Origin of the sequence: Paenibacillus radicibacter, from assembly GCF_024721995.1 — a bacterium.
Classification (GTDB): domain Bacteria; phylum Bacillota; class Bacilli; order Paenibacillales; family NBRC-103111; genus Paenibacillus_AM; species Paenibacillus_AM radicibacter.
In genome coordinates, this window is sequence record NZ_JANQBC010000008.1 from 19,284 (window position 1) to 36,489 (window position 17,206).

Sequence of the window (17,206 nt, forward strand, 5' to 3'; positions counted from 1 at the left end):
AAATGAAAGGTTGAAGTAGTCACACCTTGAAAAAAACAGCACCCCCAATGTTAGATCTCCCTAACATTGGGGGTGCTGTTACTTTAATCTGCTCATTTCACTCGCATCGCGCTCTCACGAATAATTAGCTTCGTTGGCACGGTCACCATCAAGCTAATTTCCCGGTCACTTAGCAAACGCTCTTGCATCATCGAAACCGCCATCTCACCCATAAATTCGGTGCTAAGACGAATCGTTGTAAGTGGTGGAACCATGAATTGCGCAGTAGAGATATCATTGAAGCCAATAATGCTAATGTCTTCTGGAATCCGATAACCGAGCTCCGAGCAAGCCTTGTACAAGCCTACCGCAATCGAATCGTTCGCTACGAATACAGCCGTTGGTTTCTCATCAAGTAGAAGCAATTCTTTAAGCAGCACATATCCGTCCTTCGGATTGTATCCGCCAAGCTTAATGTAATCTACACAATACAAGTCTTTTTCCATCAAATAGCTCTCGAATACTTTCTGGCGCAAATCGTAGTAAGGCGTTCCGTTCTTGTCCTTATCTACACCGCCAATGAAGCTGATCTTCGTATGTCCGAGCTCTATGAAGTGATCAAGTGCCTTCTTCGTCGCTTTGTGGAAATCGACGACAACCGAGTCGAACAAGTCCTCATTCGGTGAAGAATCAATGAATACTGTCGGCTTCTGGAAGCTCTTAATACGCTCAATATCTTCCGGAACGAAGAAGCCCAGACAGATAATCCCGTCAAGTGATCGCAGTTGCTCCGGTTGATCCGTGCTGCGAATGCGATGCACTTTAAGCCCTTCAGCTTCTAGCTTCTTCTCCAGCGCAACACGAATCGAGAGATAGTACGTATCGTTGAGTTCTTCTTCAAGTGAATAGTAATAGAAGACCCCAATCTTGTATTTCTTTTTTCTTTTTTTCTTATGAGATACTTGATAAGACAATTGCTCTGCAGCCTCAAATACCCGCTGCCTCGTTTCATCCGTAACGTTTAATGTCTCATCATAGTTGAGTACACGAGATACTGTTGCAATGGATACGCCTGCGATATCAGCAATATCTTTAATAGTCGCCATTATACCGCCTACTTATTATTTTTTGTAAAAAACTTGGTTTAGTCTCAGCAATGAGAATCGCTGCTAAGATCAAGACGCTGCCAATCATCATACGCATCGTAATCACTTCATGCAGGATCAAGATAGAGAATAAAGTACCGAATAGTGCTTCTGTCGCTAGAATAATTGCCGCCTTCGTCTCCGATGTGAACTTCTGAGAAATCGTCTGTAGTAAGTAGGCAATGGTGGTGCTAAACACGCCTAAGTACACGCCTGCCATAAGACCACTACTACCCATGTTTAGTGGTAGAGATTCGCCACGGAATAGAAGTACGACAAGTGACATGACACACGCTGTTATCATCTGAACAATCGTGAGTCCAATCGGCGAGTGCTTCTTCACATATTCACACGTAAAGAAAATATGGAATGCAAAGCTAATCGCACAGATCAACGTCAGAACATCACCGAAATTCAAACTCATATTCATCTCAAGTGATAACACGCCAATACCAAGAATCGCGAGAATCGCACCGATCATGCCGAACTTGTCAATTCCTCTTTTATACAGCATATAGCCGATAAAAGGAACAATAACGACATTCACTGCGGTTAGGAATGCATTCTTCGATGGTGTCGTATACTGCAGTCCCACAGTCTGAAGCATAAAGGCAAAGAACAAGAATATGCCTAGCACAATGCCTGCTCCAATTACTGATCGATTCAATTTCCGAAGATGTTTCATGAATATAATGGACATCAAGCAGGCTGCAATCAAGAATCGAACCGCCATCACCTGATAAGGTGACATGGATTCAAGTGCGACTGCCGCAGCCACGAATCCTGTACCCCAAATAATAGCAACAAGAAGGAGCCCGATTTCACCTGCATACTTTCTCATCATCTAGCCTCCGATGCCGCAAGATATTGCTCTGCAAGCAGTAGGAATACGCTGGATGTCCAAGTAAATGCGGGATCTACTAGACCTTTTCCGCTAAAAGGATCGAAATTCTCGGCCATACCGCCGATCAACGTCATATTCATGAATTTTTCAGCAATTCTAGACGCCATTTCATTATATCCATTATGCTCTAGAGCATCAATGAACAAATACGTAACAGGAGCCCAAATTGGTCCAAGCCAGTAACCGTTCTCCTTGTACAAAGGACTAAGGCTGCTCTCTGTAGCAAGCCCATATGTCGCTTCGAATCGCTCAGCAAGTGACTGTACAAGCACATCTGTCACTTCACGTGGCAAGCGATAACCAATTACAATCGGCAGCATTAAGATTAAGCTATCTTGATTCGTAATCACTCGATTCTCTGGCGCGTATCTAGCCACGAATCGTCCGTCCGCATACAATCGATCAATAAGAAGTGCATACAGCTTATCCGCCTGCTTCTTCCACTGAACCGCTTCGTCTTCACGCTGTAATTCAGTAGCCATCTCAGCAAGAATGTCCATTTGACGAATCAAGTGAGCGGTTAAGTCTGGTGCTTCTACTGGCATTCCGTCGTGGAAAATGGAAGCATTATCCCAACCGGAATCATTGCCATGTGTGTAAACTGGCAGTGTCTGATCGTCGTGGCGACGATGCTGTACCCAGAAGTTCGTTGAACCTACCAAGCTGTCATACATTCTGCTCACTACTTCTTGCTGGTTGAACCACTCGTTCATTCCTCTCATCTTCTTAAACGCCCAAGCATGAATTGGTGGCTTGCAGCAATTGAAGGAGATGAACTTATCATTAATGAAATCGGCATAAATACCGCTCGGGTCTTGATACTGGGTGAATAGATCAAGCTGTGCCATAGCAAGTTCAGGCTGATTGCCACTTAGCATCATCGCATTAAAGCAGTTGTCCCAACTCCAGATGTTAAACATCCAGTTCTTCGACATGTACATCGCGTAATCTTTAAGCAGGCCTTCTGGATGTACCACACAAGACCAAGTAATATACGATGCAAGATTACGTGATGCCACATACTTCTCTGCTGCCTTCGGCATTTGCGTAAGCCACTGTTCATAATGACTTGCAACACGCTCATACGCTTCTTCATAGCTATCGTATTCCTTAGGTGTCCACACCGTCTTGTAGCTCTCAACTGCAAACTCACACTGCTGTTCATTTTCATTAAACAAGAGCTCAATCTTCTCGTTGCCGACCATTTTCCAAGGAGCGATAATATCCATGCTTCCTTGAAGCAGGCTGATCATGAGTCTAATTTCCTTGGAATACACAATGTATTCCCACTTGTTCTCTTTGTATGGCATGAAGCTATCATAGCGTGTCTTAACTGCAGTAAGTTTCAGTGCGACACCGTTCATTTTGAAACGAACAATGTTCTCATCACTGATGCAAATCTCTACGTATTCGGACTCTTGCTGACGATGCACAATACGCAGTTTCGTTTCTGTTGCATCAATATCATATTCGACAGCGTGTTCACCCTTCACAAGCTCCATCACAAACAAAGTGCTAGGCGCTTCGTCGCCGCCATGTACATCTCGGAATAGAAGCTGCTGCTCCTTGGCATTGTACGAGAATGCAAAGTATGAGCCAAATCGGCTAAACGGAATATCCGCAATATTTAAGGAAAATGGTTTTGTCATGTGCTCACCTCAACTTTTTTCTTCTGTTTCTTGCTGATTAGCACCTAAGCGCCGTTATTTCACGGCGCCACTGATACCTTCAACGATATATTTTTGTGCATAGAAGAATGCAATAATTGGTGGGATGATCATAATGATTGTGATCGCCATAATAGGAATGATCTGCAGCTCATGCATACCTTTAAAGGATGCTAGTCCGAGTGCTAGCGTGTACTTCGTACGATCTTGCAAGAAGATAAGTGGACCTAAGTAATCATTCCATACACTCAAGAGATTCAGTACCGCAATTAACGTAAGCGGAGCCTTCATAATCGGTACGAAAATTCTGGAATAAATCTGGAAATCATTCGCTCCATCGATCTTCGCTGCCTGCTCCAAATCTCGCGGAACGTTCATCAAGAATTGTCTTAATAAGAAGATGAAGTAAGCCGACCCGAAGAATGAAGGAACGATAAGCGGTTTAAGCGTATTGATCCAACCAAACATATTAAACTGCATGTAAAGTGGAATCATCGTAACGTCCCAAGGAATCATCATTGTAGCGAGTAATAGAACGAAGAGACCATTTTTAAATTTAAAATCATATCTAGCAAAACCGAATGCAATCAAGGAACAAGATATGATCTGACCAATCGTTGTCAGCGCCGTAATCGTGACTGAGTTCATAAAGTAAGAGCCAAATGGCTGCGCCTTCCACGCATTCGCGAAATTCTCAAACCGGATTTCACTTGGGAAGAACACGACCGGATACTGATGAACTTCTGCTTCAGACTTCAGCGCAGTAAGCACCATCCATAGAAACGGGAATAAGAAGTACAGAGACAATATGACTAATAAAATATAGACAACAACCTTATGTCCTCTGGTTAATTTCATTTCTTCTTACCTCCCTTTTTGCCTTTCTTACCGACTTCATCCTCATAGTACACCCACGTATTAGACGATTTGAAAATCAACGCTGTGAGCAACAAAATGATGATGAACATGAACCATGCATTCGCACTCGCATAGCCAAGCTTGTGGTGCTTAAATGCATTGTTGTACACGAATAGTCCATAGAAGTAAGTCGATTTCAGCGGTCCGCCTGCTGTAAGTAGCAACACGAGCGTAAGCTGTTGAAGCGCTGCAATCGTAGATGTAATCAAGTTAAAGAAAATGGTTGGCGTAATAAGCGGAAGTGTAATGCTAATGAATTGGCGTAGCGGTCCAGCTCCATCAATGGATGCCGATTCATACATATCTGGTGTAATACTCTTAATGTTTGTATAGAAAATGAGCATCATCGTACCTACGCCCCACGCACTCGCAAGAACAACGGCAATGATCGCCATTTTGGGATCAACCAGCCACTTTGGCCCATCAATCCCAAACAAGGATAAACCATAGTTTAAGATCCCGTACTTCGTATTAAAGATCCAGCCCCAAATAATCGATACAGCAACACCCGATACAACGGCTGGCAAGTAAAAGATCGCTCTGAAAAATTTAACCCCTTTAATCGGCAACGAAATCAACATAGCCAAGATCAAAGATGTCACGAGACTTAGTGGCACGTAAAAGAGGGCGAACTTAAACGTAATCACGATCGATTTATAGAACTGCGGATCTTCAGTAAACATCTTAATGTAGTTACCGAATCCAACGAACGTTGGTGCCGAAGTTACCGGCCAATCGAAGAAACTCATAACAAGTGAGAAGAATAGTGGACCAATCGTAAACAGCAAGATACCCACAATCCATGGTGAAATGAACATATAAGGGATCCATTTTTGCATTTTTTTACCCCGTTTATGAGGTTTAATGGTCTGTTCCATAGTGTACCTCCCGATACCCTAGCGTCTATTAGTAAAGATGTTCGGACTACTTACTTCTAATAAGAAGAGGGATGCTGCTGCACCCCTCCTAGTTCACTTATGAGCAAATTGCACTACGCCCGCGATTCTAGTAAAGAGCCATGATGATATTGGACTTGTTATTTTGCTGCTTGATCTAATGCTTTCTGTGGGTCCATGAGTGTGCTTGGGTTAAAGATTTGCTCGAACACAAGCGCCAGCTTCTCAGACATTTCACTCCAGTTCGCTACTTTGAAGGATGTTGGCGTGAAGCCTTCACTCTTCTTTAACATACTGTAGAACACACTCTTAAACTTGTCTTCCTCTAGCTTTTCATTCGTAACAACGCTCTTCAAAACTGGAAGCTCATAGTCAATACGTGCTTTATTGTTTTCTTCGTTTGTCCAGTATTTGATGAACTCCCAAGCTGCTTCCTTATTCTTGGAGTTATTAGACATCGATACACCAGACGAGGAAACGATACTTGCAGAAGTACCATTCTTGTAAGACGGGATTTCAACAACACCGAAATTAATACCCGCTTCTCTCAAACTTCCAATGGACCAAGCGCCATTCGTGAACATCGCGACTTTACCGGATTTCATCTCTGTGGAGCCCGTTCCTTCTGTTGAGATTGCGAATCCATCCTTAAGCATGTTCTGGAACATTGTTAACACTTCAACGGACTTAGGACCGTTCAAAGCTCCAGCTATTTTACCTTGCTCATCGACGTAAGAAGTCTTGTTCCCCCATAAGTACATTTCATAATCGTATGGATCGGGCTTGCCAGAGAATGCGAACCCACTAATCTTCTCCGCAGGATTGTTTAATTGTTTCGCAGTTTTTTGCAGGTCATCCCAAGTCCAACCACTTGTTGGATAAGCAACACCCGCTTTATCGAATAGGTCCTTATTGTAGTAAACGACATGCGTCGTATAGCCAACAGGGATACCTAGTGTCTTGCCGTCTGTGGAGTTGTAGTTCCAGAGTGCCTCATAGAAGTTACCCTTGTAGTCTGCGCCTTCTTTCCCGATGTAGCTATCAAGTGGCTCTAGCGCTTCTTTGTAAGTAGGGTAATTCCACATGTACATGACATCTGGTGCATCCTTCGCACCCATACCAGCAGCGATCTTCGTATCATAATCACTACCGTAAGCTTCCAGCGTTACCTTAATATCTGGATGAGCAAGATTAAACTTATCTACTAATTGTTGCTGTAATTTCAGGTTCTCATCAGAATCCCAAGTCGCAAAGCGAAGGGACTTCTGACCGTCTTTTGAAGCATCTCCCGTACCACCTGCACCGCACCCTGACAACACTAGTGTTGTAAGTGCGATTGCACTAACTACTGATCTACTCTTTGCTTTAAGCATGATGAACACTCCCTCGTTGTATTGGATCTTAAATCCTGTACTAAACTGTGAACATACAAGTGCAAAAAACCAAAACCCTCTTCATTTGTGTAAGCGATTACAATCTATCTTTGACAATCCATCCCCAATTTGCAGATAGCCCCAAAACTTTTGTACTGATAGCGCTACCAAACAGTAATTGTTGATGTTGCATTCATTATATTTTTTAATCTAGTAAAAATCAATATTTTTTACTAACAAATTTTTAGTTTTTTCGACATTTGTGTGCAAATAGTGTGTTTTTAGGTTGTTATCATCATTTGAAAGAGACAGTTTTAAGGTTTTTTCTTGTTTTTGACTAAAATTAGTCAGTTAAAATATATATTTTTACTTAGTAATAGTTTAGGGTTTGATAAAAGAAGATAAATTTTACTCGGGGTAATTAGGGGTACAAAACAACCTTGAAAGGCATGTCGCCGATCAAGGTTATCATTTCAATTCAAATACAGTTTCTACTGAATCCACTATATTCACATCAAAATCATATGCTTTCATTTCAAGCGTTAAATAACCCATCGCCTTTACAACAAGATGAGGGCTACGATTAGCTGGATTATGATTTAAATGCACTTCATGTCAGCGATAGTGAAACTAATAATTGAAGGCTAGCCCCAATGGGAGCTAGCCTTCGAATGACCACTTATTCGTGAATGAATTGTTCCTGATTCTCTACTTGCTTCCACTTATGCCTCACTGCCGCCTCTTCAATCTGTTTAAACGCCCAATGTGAAGTGGAAACGTCTAGAAAAGTGGACTTATCCACGCCATGCAGGGGTCCACGATGCAAGATACGGTTTAATAACGTTACTACCTCCGCACGGATAATCGATTGATCCGGCTTAAAGGATTTGTCCAAATAGCCGCTCATAACATTCTGCACCACTACCTTCTCAATAGAGGATAGAGCCCAATGTCCAGCAATATCGTTAAGTGATGCTACGGCTATTCTTTCTGTCACCTCAGATCCAAGCTGAGCAGCGATTACCGCCATTTCGGCCCTGGTAATGAATTGTTCAGGTTTAAAGTTGCCATCTGGATACCCTTTCATTAGTCCCATTGCGCTCACTCGTGTAATTGCAGAACTTGCCCAATGCTGTTTATTTACATCTGGATATATGGGCAATTGAGCGATTTCCGGCTTATTAAAGGTCCGATCTAATATCGCTGCCATTTCGGCACGTGTGATGGATTTCTCAGGTCCGAATGTTCCATCTGGATAGCCGTAAATATAAGGCTTATGCACGTGACCAATACCCTCAATTATCGTGAACGTACTGAACTTGCTAATCGTAATTTGAATACCTAATCTACCGCTAGTGTCGTAAGGTACAATCAAACCGCTGACAACTTCTTTATCCCCATCCGAATGTTCGATAAAGACCCCAGCATCGGTTACGTCTTGTTTGGTTACACCTTGTGGCAAAGGAAGTACTAGGGTTACTGGTCTGCTTGATAGATTCGTCTCGATTGTCATCGGGCGACCCAGCACCGTGATGGTAGAATTACCTACATATTCACGCACAACTTCTTCGGTCTTAGCACGCTGCTCCACCTGCTTGCGCTCTTCCTCTTTTTTAATTGGAACAAGTCGGAAGTAGAAGTCATTGGTAAGCCCTGTCATCGAGCTCAAAGGTAGGATGATCCGTGCATTAGGGGTTGTGATCTCCAGGCTAATCCCTTCATGAACTAACATCTCGATTGCCTGCTTGGGCAATTTTACATTTAACTCTACAACCTCATCCTTCCTATCTGGAATGACAATGTTCGCCGATTTCGAACCTGCTGCAAATAGTTGTTGAATCGTTCGCTTCACCTGCTCTGGAGTGAACGTCACTTCATCATGCTTCTGCCCGTTACGATCTGTTGTCCGCTTAATTGTTGCCTTAGCAACGACCTCACCATTCTTCACACCATTCTCCACATCGACTGTAATGATCTCTACTTTTGGGGAAGTTGTGCTGATTGTGTCTGCTCCACTACCCGTATCTGGGGTCGGTTTCGGTGTAGGTGTTGGAGTCGGTGGAGTTAGGTTAGGTGTCCACTCTGCGTACAACATCAGATTAGATATTGCCATTCTCAGCTTAGAACCAACCTTATACGACGTACCCTTACCGTCTGCCTGTGTATTCCAGCCGGCGAATGTGAAACCTGTTTTCTTCAAATCACCCGTGTTGTCTAATAGTGTAACTTCTGCTCCTACCACATACTTATTACTATCCACTGGCACCGTTCCACTGGTATTATCATTGCCAGAATAAGTAATCTTATATTGGGGAGTAGATTGGGGAGTTACACTCGATACAAGGATTCGCCCGTAATTAGGACCTGATTCTGACCAAATCACATTCAACTTATTGTTAAAAATGTGCAGATCCGATTTAACCGATTCCGCATACGCTCCATCATTCCACGCTAATCCTCCATCATCAATAGCAATCCACGCATCACCGTCATAACGCTTAATTCTTCCGAAGCCTGAATCAGGCGAATTGGTTCGTTCCGTCCAGGAAAGATATAAGTTATCGTTAGCTTCAATTAATTTAAGATTACGCAAATCATAATTGTATTTTTTCTGAGCAAATCCACCTTTCACATCAACCCATTGCTGTCCTTCCAATTGCTCCATACGAATACGATTATATTCAAACCACTCATCTTCGCCGTTCTCATTCTTAGTCTCAAGACCACTCTCTACCCATGCCACATGAAGTTTATGATTGAACTCACCTATAACAGGGAAGTTATACGTAAATTCGTTCGATGCTTTCTGTTGAAAGACTACAAATTTTCCAGAAGTCTCATCGTATTTACTTACGACTACCGTACTAGAAACCAAATGATTATCCTCGTCTCGCTCCTCAGTCGTCCACGCCGCATAAAGCTCATATCCACCAGTAGTCGATTGATAAGAGAACAACTTTGGTTGTATTGCTCTAACGTCGCCCCTAATCCCTACTGCATTCGTATCCACATTCACCCAGTTTACACCGTTATAACGCTTCACAACGATATCGATTAGATCATCTCTTCGAACAGGGTCTTGTGACCAGATTGCATACATATAACCGTCATGAACTTCTGCTTGAAGAGCTTTAACTTGAATCAGTTCATTGCTATTTATCGTGTCTGCTGGATCGGGTTCAATCGATATCCATTGCTGATTTACCCACTTCTTCGCACGAATTTTATGGTCTTCTTCCCATAGTGCATATAATTCATCCTTGTAGACGATTAGATTTACATTCTCCGCATCTACGTTAACGTTGTGATTCAAACCTTCTGTTCCTACAAGCTCCCATGTTCGGGTCAACTCATTCCATCTTTTCACATAAACGGTGTTGATATAGTCATATTCACTTACTTGCTTGTATTCCGTCCAAGCTGCATATAACTGATCTTGATAATCTGTCAACATGGGAGAATCTCCTGATTGATTCGGTGTAACACTGATCCCAGCCGCATCATTAGGAATAAGCTCAGTCAGGTTTTTGGTCCAAGATGGATATAAGTTGATATCGGAATTTGTCATTTCGATTACATCATCTCGATTGTATAGCTGACCCTTACCATCGATCTGCCAACCTTTAAAGCGATAGCCAGGTCGGTATAAACCATGTTGATATTGAATTGTAGCTTGCTCACCTGGAGAATACTTAGCTTCATCTGTTGGAGGGCTACCTATTCCCTTATTCTCCGTATCTATACCTGCATGATATTGTACTTTAAAGCCTTGAAATTCCGCTACTTCTAGCTGATCAGCACCATTCTCCCAAGCCATCAGAATGCGATTACCATAGCTAATCAGTGACGGTTTAGCTACTAAGTTTGCTGAAAGGGAATTGAGGTCAACAAAGGACCAACTCTCATTCCTATATCCTTTGCGATATTTCGCTCGAACCTTACCTTCTTCATTCCATACTGCGAAAAAATCACCGCTATTTCCAATTGATAACCCTTGCGGATTACTGACGGGTGATGAGTTCTTTGAAAGAGAGTCGTTAATCTCATCGTACCAATAGTTATAGCTGCTTTTGAATAGTCTAATCCGATTCTGCTGTGCCATCATTAAATACGAACCGCTGGAATCATGCAATAAACCAAACGAGTTAATTCCTTCTTCCCCCATAGTTACACTGTAGATGTTTGAATCGAGGATTTTCTTAGATCCAACACGTTCGCCATTCTTCCAAGCGACAACCCAAACACTATTAAATTCAGTAGATCCCGCTTCAATCCGCGGCTCTGTATTGGGTGTAGCAGAATTTCCATCCAAGTCATTAAGAGGCATCCCATTATTGAAATTTGTCCCGTCCAGATCATTAAACTCTTTTCCAAAAATGTTGTTGGCGTGTTCCCATACTAAAGCCACATGCTCTTTTTCACGATTATCCGCGTAATCATAAACTTTCCGCACACCTAAATCAGGCGTACGTCCCTCAGCAATCGCCTCATTCGGCAAATCACCTCTCACAATCTCCCAATTTCCATTCACGTAGCGTTTAAGCCAGATGTAAGAACCACTTGGGCTTGTCTCTTCCCATGCTACATATAGAATCCCATCGACTACCGCTAAGCTAGGATGAATAGCATTGCTGTCAGGATTCTGGTTTAACGACATAGAAGATTGAGGAATAGCCGGTTGTGTTACATCTATTTCTCTGACATAAACTTGGCTGACTCCCAGCGGATTTTTTTCCGACCAAGCTACATACAAGTTTGTATCTCTAGACTGATCGTTCTCTAATATCGTCTTTTTGGCAAAAACAGGGTTCGAGCTTGCTCCTCCCCCGCTCATTACACCATAGGATAGCCAATTATTAGGTAGATTGGATGCTGCTGTAGATCGCATTTTCACTGCAGGTACAACTTCTAGCTTAAGCTGGCTAGTCAGTTCTGCCATGTGATCTGCCGTTAATTGAATCCTCGCTTCATACTTACCTACTGCTAAGCCTATTTTAGGCTTCACTATAAAGCTTGTCGCTGGTGCTTCGGCATTCAGAACTGTTACTTGAGGCTCTATAAGTTCAAACCGATCTGCATCCTTCCCCGATAGCTTAACTGCCAAACCTGTTAACTCACCTGTACCTTTATTGGTAATTGTATACGTATAGGCTTCCAAGTTCGCTGCCTCATAACCTACTTGTAATGCAGGAAGCACAACATCCGATAGACCCTCTATTTCATACTTTTTATCTGAAGTTGGTAGGGTCTGTTTACTATTAATGGTTACTTTCCCTGCACTCGCTATCGTTTGCAACTTCTGACCCTGCTCGTCCTGAACATCAATCGATCGAAGTTCTACGGCCGTATCCCCTGCAATTGCATCATCTTTGATTCTAGCGTTTATAGTAAACAAGGCTTGATCTGCAGCAATCCTATCCCCGCCTGACCATTTCACAACAACTTGATTGCTAGATGAGGCATCATAAGTCAATTGTCCACCTGTTAGCCCTGTCACATTCTTTACTTCTAATACACTTGCATCATAGGCAACTTCCATCTGATACGAAGCGATTCCCTTGCTTATTCCTTGGATGGTGACAGGTATTGTAAGATCCGTACCTGTTGAACCGACTGCACTTTCCACTTGCATAAGCAATGTTTTCTCTTTCTCTACTTGAGGATCGCTATTTGCTGTGTTAACTTCCGCTAGTACTTGCATCCCTGAAGATAGCGTCAGTGCTAACACAAGCAGCATCGATAACAACGATCTAGCATTATTCTTCGACAACCTTCTGATTCGCTCGAACATGAACAACTCTCCCTTTACATGATCCAATCTGCGAAATTCGCGATTTTTCTACATTATTTCACAATCTTCTTAACAGCCACTGAACAAATGGAGTCCAGAACCAATTCCGCCCCCAGACCGAGTTCATTTCATCCCCGTGACCGTTAGAAAACCCTTCCATTTCACACATAATAAACCTATCCAATTTAAACGGGAGAGGCGATGAAGAGCGTGCATATTTACGAGATCGATCATGTTAGTAAGATTTATAAGAGAGGGAAAGTCAAAGCGAATGACGACATTCATTTTCATGTGAACGAAGGAGAAATCCTAGGGCTGCTTGGGCCTAATGGCGCTGGGAAGTCTACACTCATTAATCAGATGGTGGGACACTTGAGTCCTACTGAGGGGAAAATTCTTTTCCGTGGAAAAGATGTACTGAAGCAGTCGAAATTCGTGGCACAGAATGTGGCCTTCTACGCGCAAGATCCACATGCACTTGTATCACTCAAAGTATGGGAGGTCTTATTCTATACCGGGCGTTTAAGAGGAATGAACAAACAGGATGCAATGCGTGAAACCGAAAAATTACTTGCTAGATTCGAGATGGAAGAACACCGTAACAAGATGCTCAAGCGCATATCTGGCGGGCAGAAGCGCATGATCGGCATTGGTACGACATTAATTGGGAACTCGTCGGTGATGATCTTTGATGAGCCTACCAATGAACTTGATCCGAAGAAACGTAGACTCGTATGGGATCTCATTCAAGAGAAGAATAGAGATGGAACGACAATTATTCTAGTTACGCACAATGTGCTGGAAGCGGAGCAAGTCGTGGATCGTGTTGCGGTCATTAATCATGGAAAGCTGCTTGCAATAGACCATGTCTCGAATCTAAAACAGAAGGTCGATCAGCGACTCAAATTCGAAATTACCGTTACTTCGGGAATTGTGGATGAAATGTGCCATCATCTAGAGGCTTACGGGGACTTAGAGCGTAATGGCGATAACCGCCTGCGGCTGCTTGTGGAGAAAAAGGATGCTAGTCGTGTGCTGGATTGGATTATTGCCGATCATCATGGCTTCCAAATCGATGAATATGCGATCGTACCGCCAAGTCTTGAAGATGTCTACTTCCATATTGATAAAGAAGCAGAGCAAAACGCGCTTACATTAAAGGAGGCAGCAACAGCATGATACAACGATTGGGTCGAACTTTAACTGAACTCGGAATATTGTTCAAAATCCAATTTTCCATTATTCGCGAGGCGTGGGTGTTCGTGTTCCTGCTCGCCTCAATATTTCCTTTTACCATGCTGCTGTTCATGAAGTTCTTTACGATTAATCCGACGCCCGAGTTTATGGTGCGCATGATCGTGGGCAATATGGTCTTCGGGCTCATTGTGATGGGGATAAACTCCATGGGACAGGATCTTTCTTGGCAGAAGCATCAAGGGCATTTCACCTTCTACGCCTCACTGCCAATTTCCAAGATCAACTTCGTCATCGCCTGCCTGCTCCGCGGACTCATGACGACACTACCATCGTTTATCATCATTGCGCTAATCGGACAATTCGTATTCGACATTCATTTTAATTACAGCTTCGCTATTATACCCGTTGTCCTTCTCGCACTGTTCAGTGTGGTTGGCATTGGAGTGGGACTTGGCTTCTGGTCGCCTAACCACCATATGACGAGCATGCTGACACAAGTGTTCATGATGCTAATCACGTTCTTAACTCCAGTCATGGTTGATATGAACCAGCTTCCTATCACTTTCCAGTGGGTCTCCTATATCTTTCCGACGACGTATGCCACACAAGCGCTGCTCGATATTTTCACCATTGGATGGACCCCTGCACTCACTCAGAATGCGTTTATGATGGTTGGGTTCTCGATCTTGACCTATATGATGATTATGAAAAATGTGAAGTGGCGCGTGAACAAGTAAACTTTTACTCGAAAATAACCTCATACCACTTCGCGATTGTCTCTTCCAGCTCCGTCATCCGAACAAATCGCGCTGCGCGGTAGACTTCCTTGCCTTCAATCAATATTAGAATCGTTGGTGCTGTAAAAATTAGATATTCAGACGCTACCTCTGGATGCTCCTGCATGTGAACAAGTGAGAACTCCACCTTCGGGTAATTCATCAGCATATCCTTCGTCTTCTCTAGAACGGAGTCGCATACGCCGCAGTGATCGGTTTTGATAAAAAGAATCGTCATTGGGTTAGATGTCATGTTGAGGTTCTCCTTATTCATTAATCGTGAAAAAATAAAGCCAATTAGACCATTAAGTTGGTAGAATTGGCTTGGTTTCATACGTGAATGTCACACTTAACTAAATACATTCGAAGGAATCTCACCGTCCGAATAGTACCGAATCTTCATTCCTTTTTCATTCGCGTATTGAATCTCTTGTCTTGCACTATTTCCAATATAGCCGTCCACATCAATCACGAAGATCTCATCGGATAGATCAATTTTGCGAAAATGTAGCTCTCCAAGTAGTGCCGCTTGTTCCTCCGTGATCTCAAATCCATCACTCTGCTCAAAGAAAGCAACACTGATTACAATATTGCCTTGCAACGTAAGGTACGCGTTGGCCTGTTCAAATTGATCCTTAAATTTCGTAGAACCACATAAAGTTATGACTTTCATCGTAGACCCCATTCGCAGTTTGATCCTAATTATTTCTATCATATAAAACAATAAAAGCCAACCTACCATTAAGCTTAGTAGAATTGGCTTTGTTTTCATTCGTGAATCTAATCCTCTTGATCCTTAGTCGACTGATTCTTGTTCATACGCTCAAAAATAACTTTATAACTATGATTGCCATGGTTTAAAGAACGCTTTACGCGAGAAATCGTAGCTGAGCTTGCAATGGCTACATCTTCAATTTCACTATACGTATGGTTGTTGTACAACATGTTTGCAACTTGGAAACGCTGAACCATTGTTTTGATCTCATTAACCGTACACAAATCATCAAAGAAAGCTAGACATTCTTCTTTCGTCTGAAGTGAGAGGATTCCTTGAATAAAGTCGTTTAATGCCTTCCCTTGCAGTTCATCTATTAACATCGGATTACCTCCTTGTTTACGATCGATTACACCCATTATCCTGATTAAGATTGATGAGCGGATTTCGCAGATTTATTGATAAACCCAAACATAATATTAATCACAGGTGCAGCGATGCAGAAGATTGCAAAGGGCAGATAATCTAACGCGGAAACACCTAATGTACCCGTAATAAACACTCCGCTAACTCCCCAAGGGATAAGCGCATTAAAAGCCGCTCCTGCATTAGCCATTATACGAGACATTTCATGGCGAGGCAAATTTATCGCATCATACTGAGACTTGAATGCTTCACCCGGTAAAATAATAGATAAATACTGTTCACCCAGCAGTAAGTTTATTCCCATTGAGCTAAGTGCAGACATAAGAATAAGCTTGCCTTTCGTACTGACAAAAGAGGATATGCGTGAAATGATCGCACGGATAATCTTCATCTCGACGAGCAGACCGCCAAGTGCAAGTGCTAATAGGATTAAAGAAACAGACCACATCATACTTTGAATCCCACCGCGAGACAATAGCTGGTCTACACCTTCAACTCCGGTATGCGATGCATAACCGTTCTGCATCAAGCTTGAAATATACGCAAGTCTCGTATGCGGATGATACATATAAAGAATACCGATGGTACTTGCAATGCTAGTTAACAAAGTCGGAACAGCCGGAACCTTCTTCCAAGCACATAGAAAAAGGACAAGCACTGGAATCAAGGTGAAAGGTGATATCGTAAATGAAGAATGTAAGGTTTGGACTAACTCCTGAATTTGGTCTCCTGTCGCAAGACCCCCAGCACGTCCCATGACAACGTAGCCAACAAGAGAAACCAAGAAAGCAGGAATAACAACTCGCAGCATATATCGGATATGTTCGAATAAGTCCACTTCCGCAATGGCTGAAGCTAAATTTGTCGTGTCTGACAAAGGAGAGATATTGTTGCCTAGAAAAGCTCCGGATACAATCGCGCCAGTCGTAATTGCTGGGTTATATCCCATGATTTGCCCCATACCAAAGAAAGCAATGCCTACAGTTGAGATCGTCGTAAACGAACTTCCTACTGTAAGGCCTACGACTGCACAAATCACAAATACCGAGGGTAAAAAATACTGAGCAGATAAAATACTAAAGCCATATACCATGATCGTCGGGATCGTTCCAGCAGCTATCCACACACTTACTAGTGCTCCTATGAGCATAAAGATAAGTATTGGAATAAGCCCTGGCGTAATGCCGCTTGAAATCCCTTTATGAACTTGATCCCAAGAAAATCTCTTGATTCTGGCAAAAATAATAATCGCGCCAATAGATACTAGAATCGGGATTTGAGGGTCCATCCCAAAACCAATAATGCTTGTCCCAATAATGGCTAATAACACAACTAAAAGAAACATGCTTTCTTTTAGCGTAACTTCTTTATTCATAAACTGAACTCCTCTCATGGTGTCTCTATTGAAAGTAAGGGAGT

The 17,206-nt window shown here is 42.6% G+C and carries 13 protein-coding genes; 2 read left to right on the forward strand and 11 right to left on the reverse strand.

From position 1 onward, the window contains the following. Positions 1 to 92 precede the first annotated feature (92 nt). The 7 genes from NV379_RS15070 to NV379_RS15100 all read right to left on the reverse strand — a co-directional run bounded on the left by NV379_RS15070 (position 93) and on the right by NV379_RS15100 (position 12,673). Positions 93 to 1,085, reverse strand: coding sequence for a LacI family DNA-binding transcriptional regulator (locus NV379_RS15070; protein ID WP_258208151.1), 993 nt, complete (start codon positions 1,083 to 1,085; stop codon positions 93 to 95). Then, positions 1,072 to 1,965, reverse strand: coding sequence for a DMT family transporter (locus NV379_RS15075; protein WP_258208152.1), 894 nt, complete (start codon positions 1,963 to 1,965; stop codon positions 1,072 to 1,074). Before NV379_RS15075 ends, NV379_RS15070 begins: the two co-directional genes overlap by 14 nt. Then, positions 1,965 to 3,677 (reverse strand): amylo-alpha-1,6-glucosidase, encoded by a 1,713-nt coding sequence (locus NV379_RS15080; protein WP_258208153.1) that lies wholly within the window; start codon positions 3,675 to 3,677, stop codon positions 1,965 to 1,967. The genes NV379_RS15075 and NV379_RS15080 overlap by 1 nt, the downstream gene beginning before the upstream one ends. Positions 3,678 to 3,731: 54 nt before the next feature. Then, positions 3,732 to 4,553 carry a carbohydrate ABC transporter permease gene (locus tag NV379_RS15085; protein ID WP_258208154.1) on the reverse strand — a complete coding sequence of 274 codons (822 nt, stop codon included), beginning with the start codon at positions 4,551 to 4,553 and terminating at the stop codon, positions 3,732 to 3,734. Next, complete coding sequence (locus NV379_RS15090) at positions 4,550 to 5,491, reverse strand: carbohydrate ABC transporter permease (RefSeq protein ID WP_258208155.1); 942 nt, start codon at positions 5,489 to 5,491, stop codon at positions 4,550 to 4,552. Before NV379_RS15090 ends, NV379_RS15085 begins: the two co-directional genes overlap by 4 nt. A 158-nt stretch (positions 5,492 to 5,649) precedes the next feature. After that, positions 5,650 to 6,882 carry an ABC transporter substrate-binding protein gene (locus tag NV379_RS15095; protein ID WP_258208156.1) on the reverse strand — a complete coding sequence of 411 codons (1,233 nt, stop codon included), beginning with the start codon at positions 6,880 to 6,882 and terminating at the stop codon, positions 5,650 to 5,652. A gap of 679 nt (positions 6,883 to 7,561) precedes the next feature. Next, positions 7,562 to 12,673, reverse strand: coding sequence for an S-layer homology domain-containing protein (locus NV379_RS15100; RefSeq protein ID WP_258208157.1), 5,112 nt, complete (start codon positions 12,671 to 12,673; stop codon positions 7,562 to 7,564). Between the two features lie 201 nt (positions 12,674 to 12,874). Here NV379_RS15100 and NV379_RS15105 point away from each other — a divergent pair, with 201 nt between their 5' ends. Further along, entirely contained in the window at positions 12,875 to 13,852 is a 978-nt protein-coding gene (locus NV379_RS15105) for an ABC transporter ATP-binding protein (RefSeq protein WP_258208158.1), read from the forward strand. Next, on the forward strand, positions 13,849 to 14,607 hold the full coding sequence (locus NV379_RS15110) for an ABC transporter permease (protein ID WP_258208159.1): 759 nt from the start codon (positions 13,849 to 13,851) through the stop codon (positions 14,605 to 14,607). Before NV379_RS15105 ends, NV379_RS15110 begins: the two co-directional genes overlap by 4 nt. 4 nt (positions 14,608 to 14,611) lie before the next feature. On the opposite strand, the gene NV379_RS15115 is transcribed toward NV379_RS15110, so the two are convergent. From NV379_RS15115 to nhaC, 4 genes are all read right to left on the reverse strand, one after another. Then, positions 14,612 to 14,899, reverse strand: coding sequence for a thioredoxin family protein (locus tag NV379_RS15115; RefSeq protein WP_258208160.1), 288 nt, complete (start codon positions 14,897 to 14,899; stop codon positions 14,612 to 14,614). A gap of 96 nt (positions 14,900 to 14,995) precedes the next feature. Further along, positions 14,996 to 15,319 carry a hypothetical protein gene (locus tag NV379_RS15120; protein WP_258208161.1) on the reverse strand — a complete coding sequence of 108 codons (324 nt, stop codon included), beginning with the start codon at positions 15,317 to 15,319 and terminating at the stop codon, positions 14,996 to 14,998. Between the two features lie 107 nt (positions 15,320 to 15,426). After that, positions 15,427 to 15,744: a YerC/YecD family TrpR-related protein gene (locus NV379_RS15125; RefSeq protein ID WP_258208162.1), complete on the reverse strand. Its 318-nt coding sequence runs from the start codon at positions 15,742 to 15,744 to the stop codon at positions 15,427 to 15,429. Between the two features lie 44 nt (positions 15,745 to 15,788). Beyond that, positions 15,789 to 17,162, reverse strand: a complete 1,374-nt coding sequence (gene nhaC / locus NV379_RS15130; protein ID WP_258208163.1) for a Na+/H+ antiporter NhaC — start codon at positions 17,160 to 17,162, stop codon at positions 15,789 to 15,791. Positions 17,163 to 17,206: the final 44 nt, after the last annotated feature.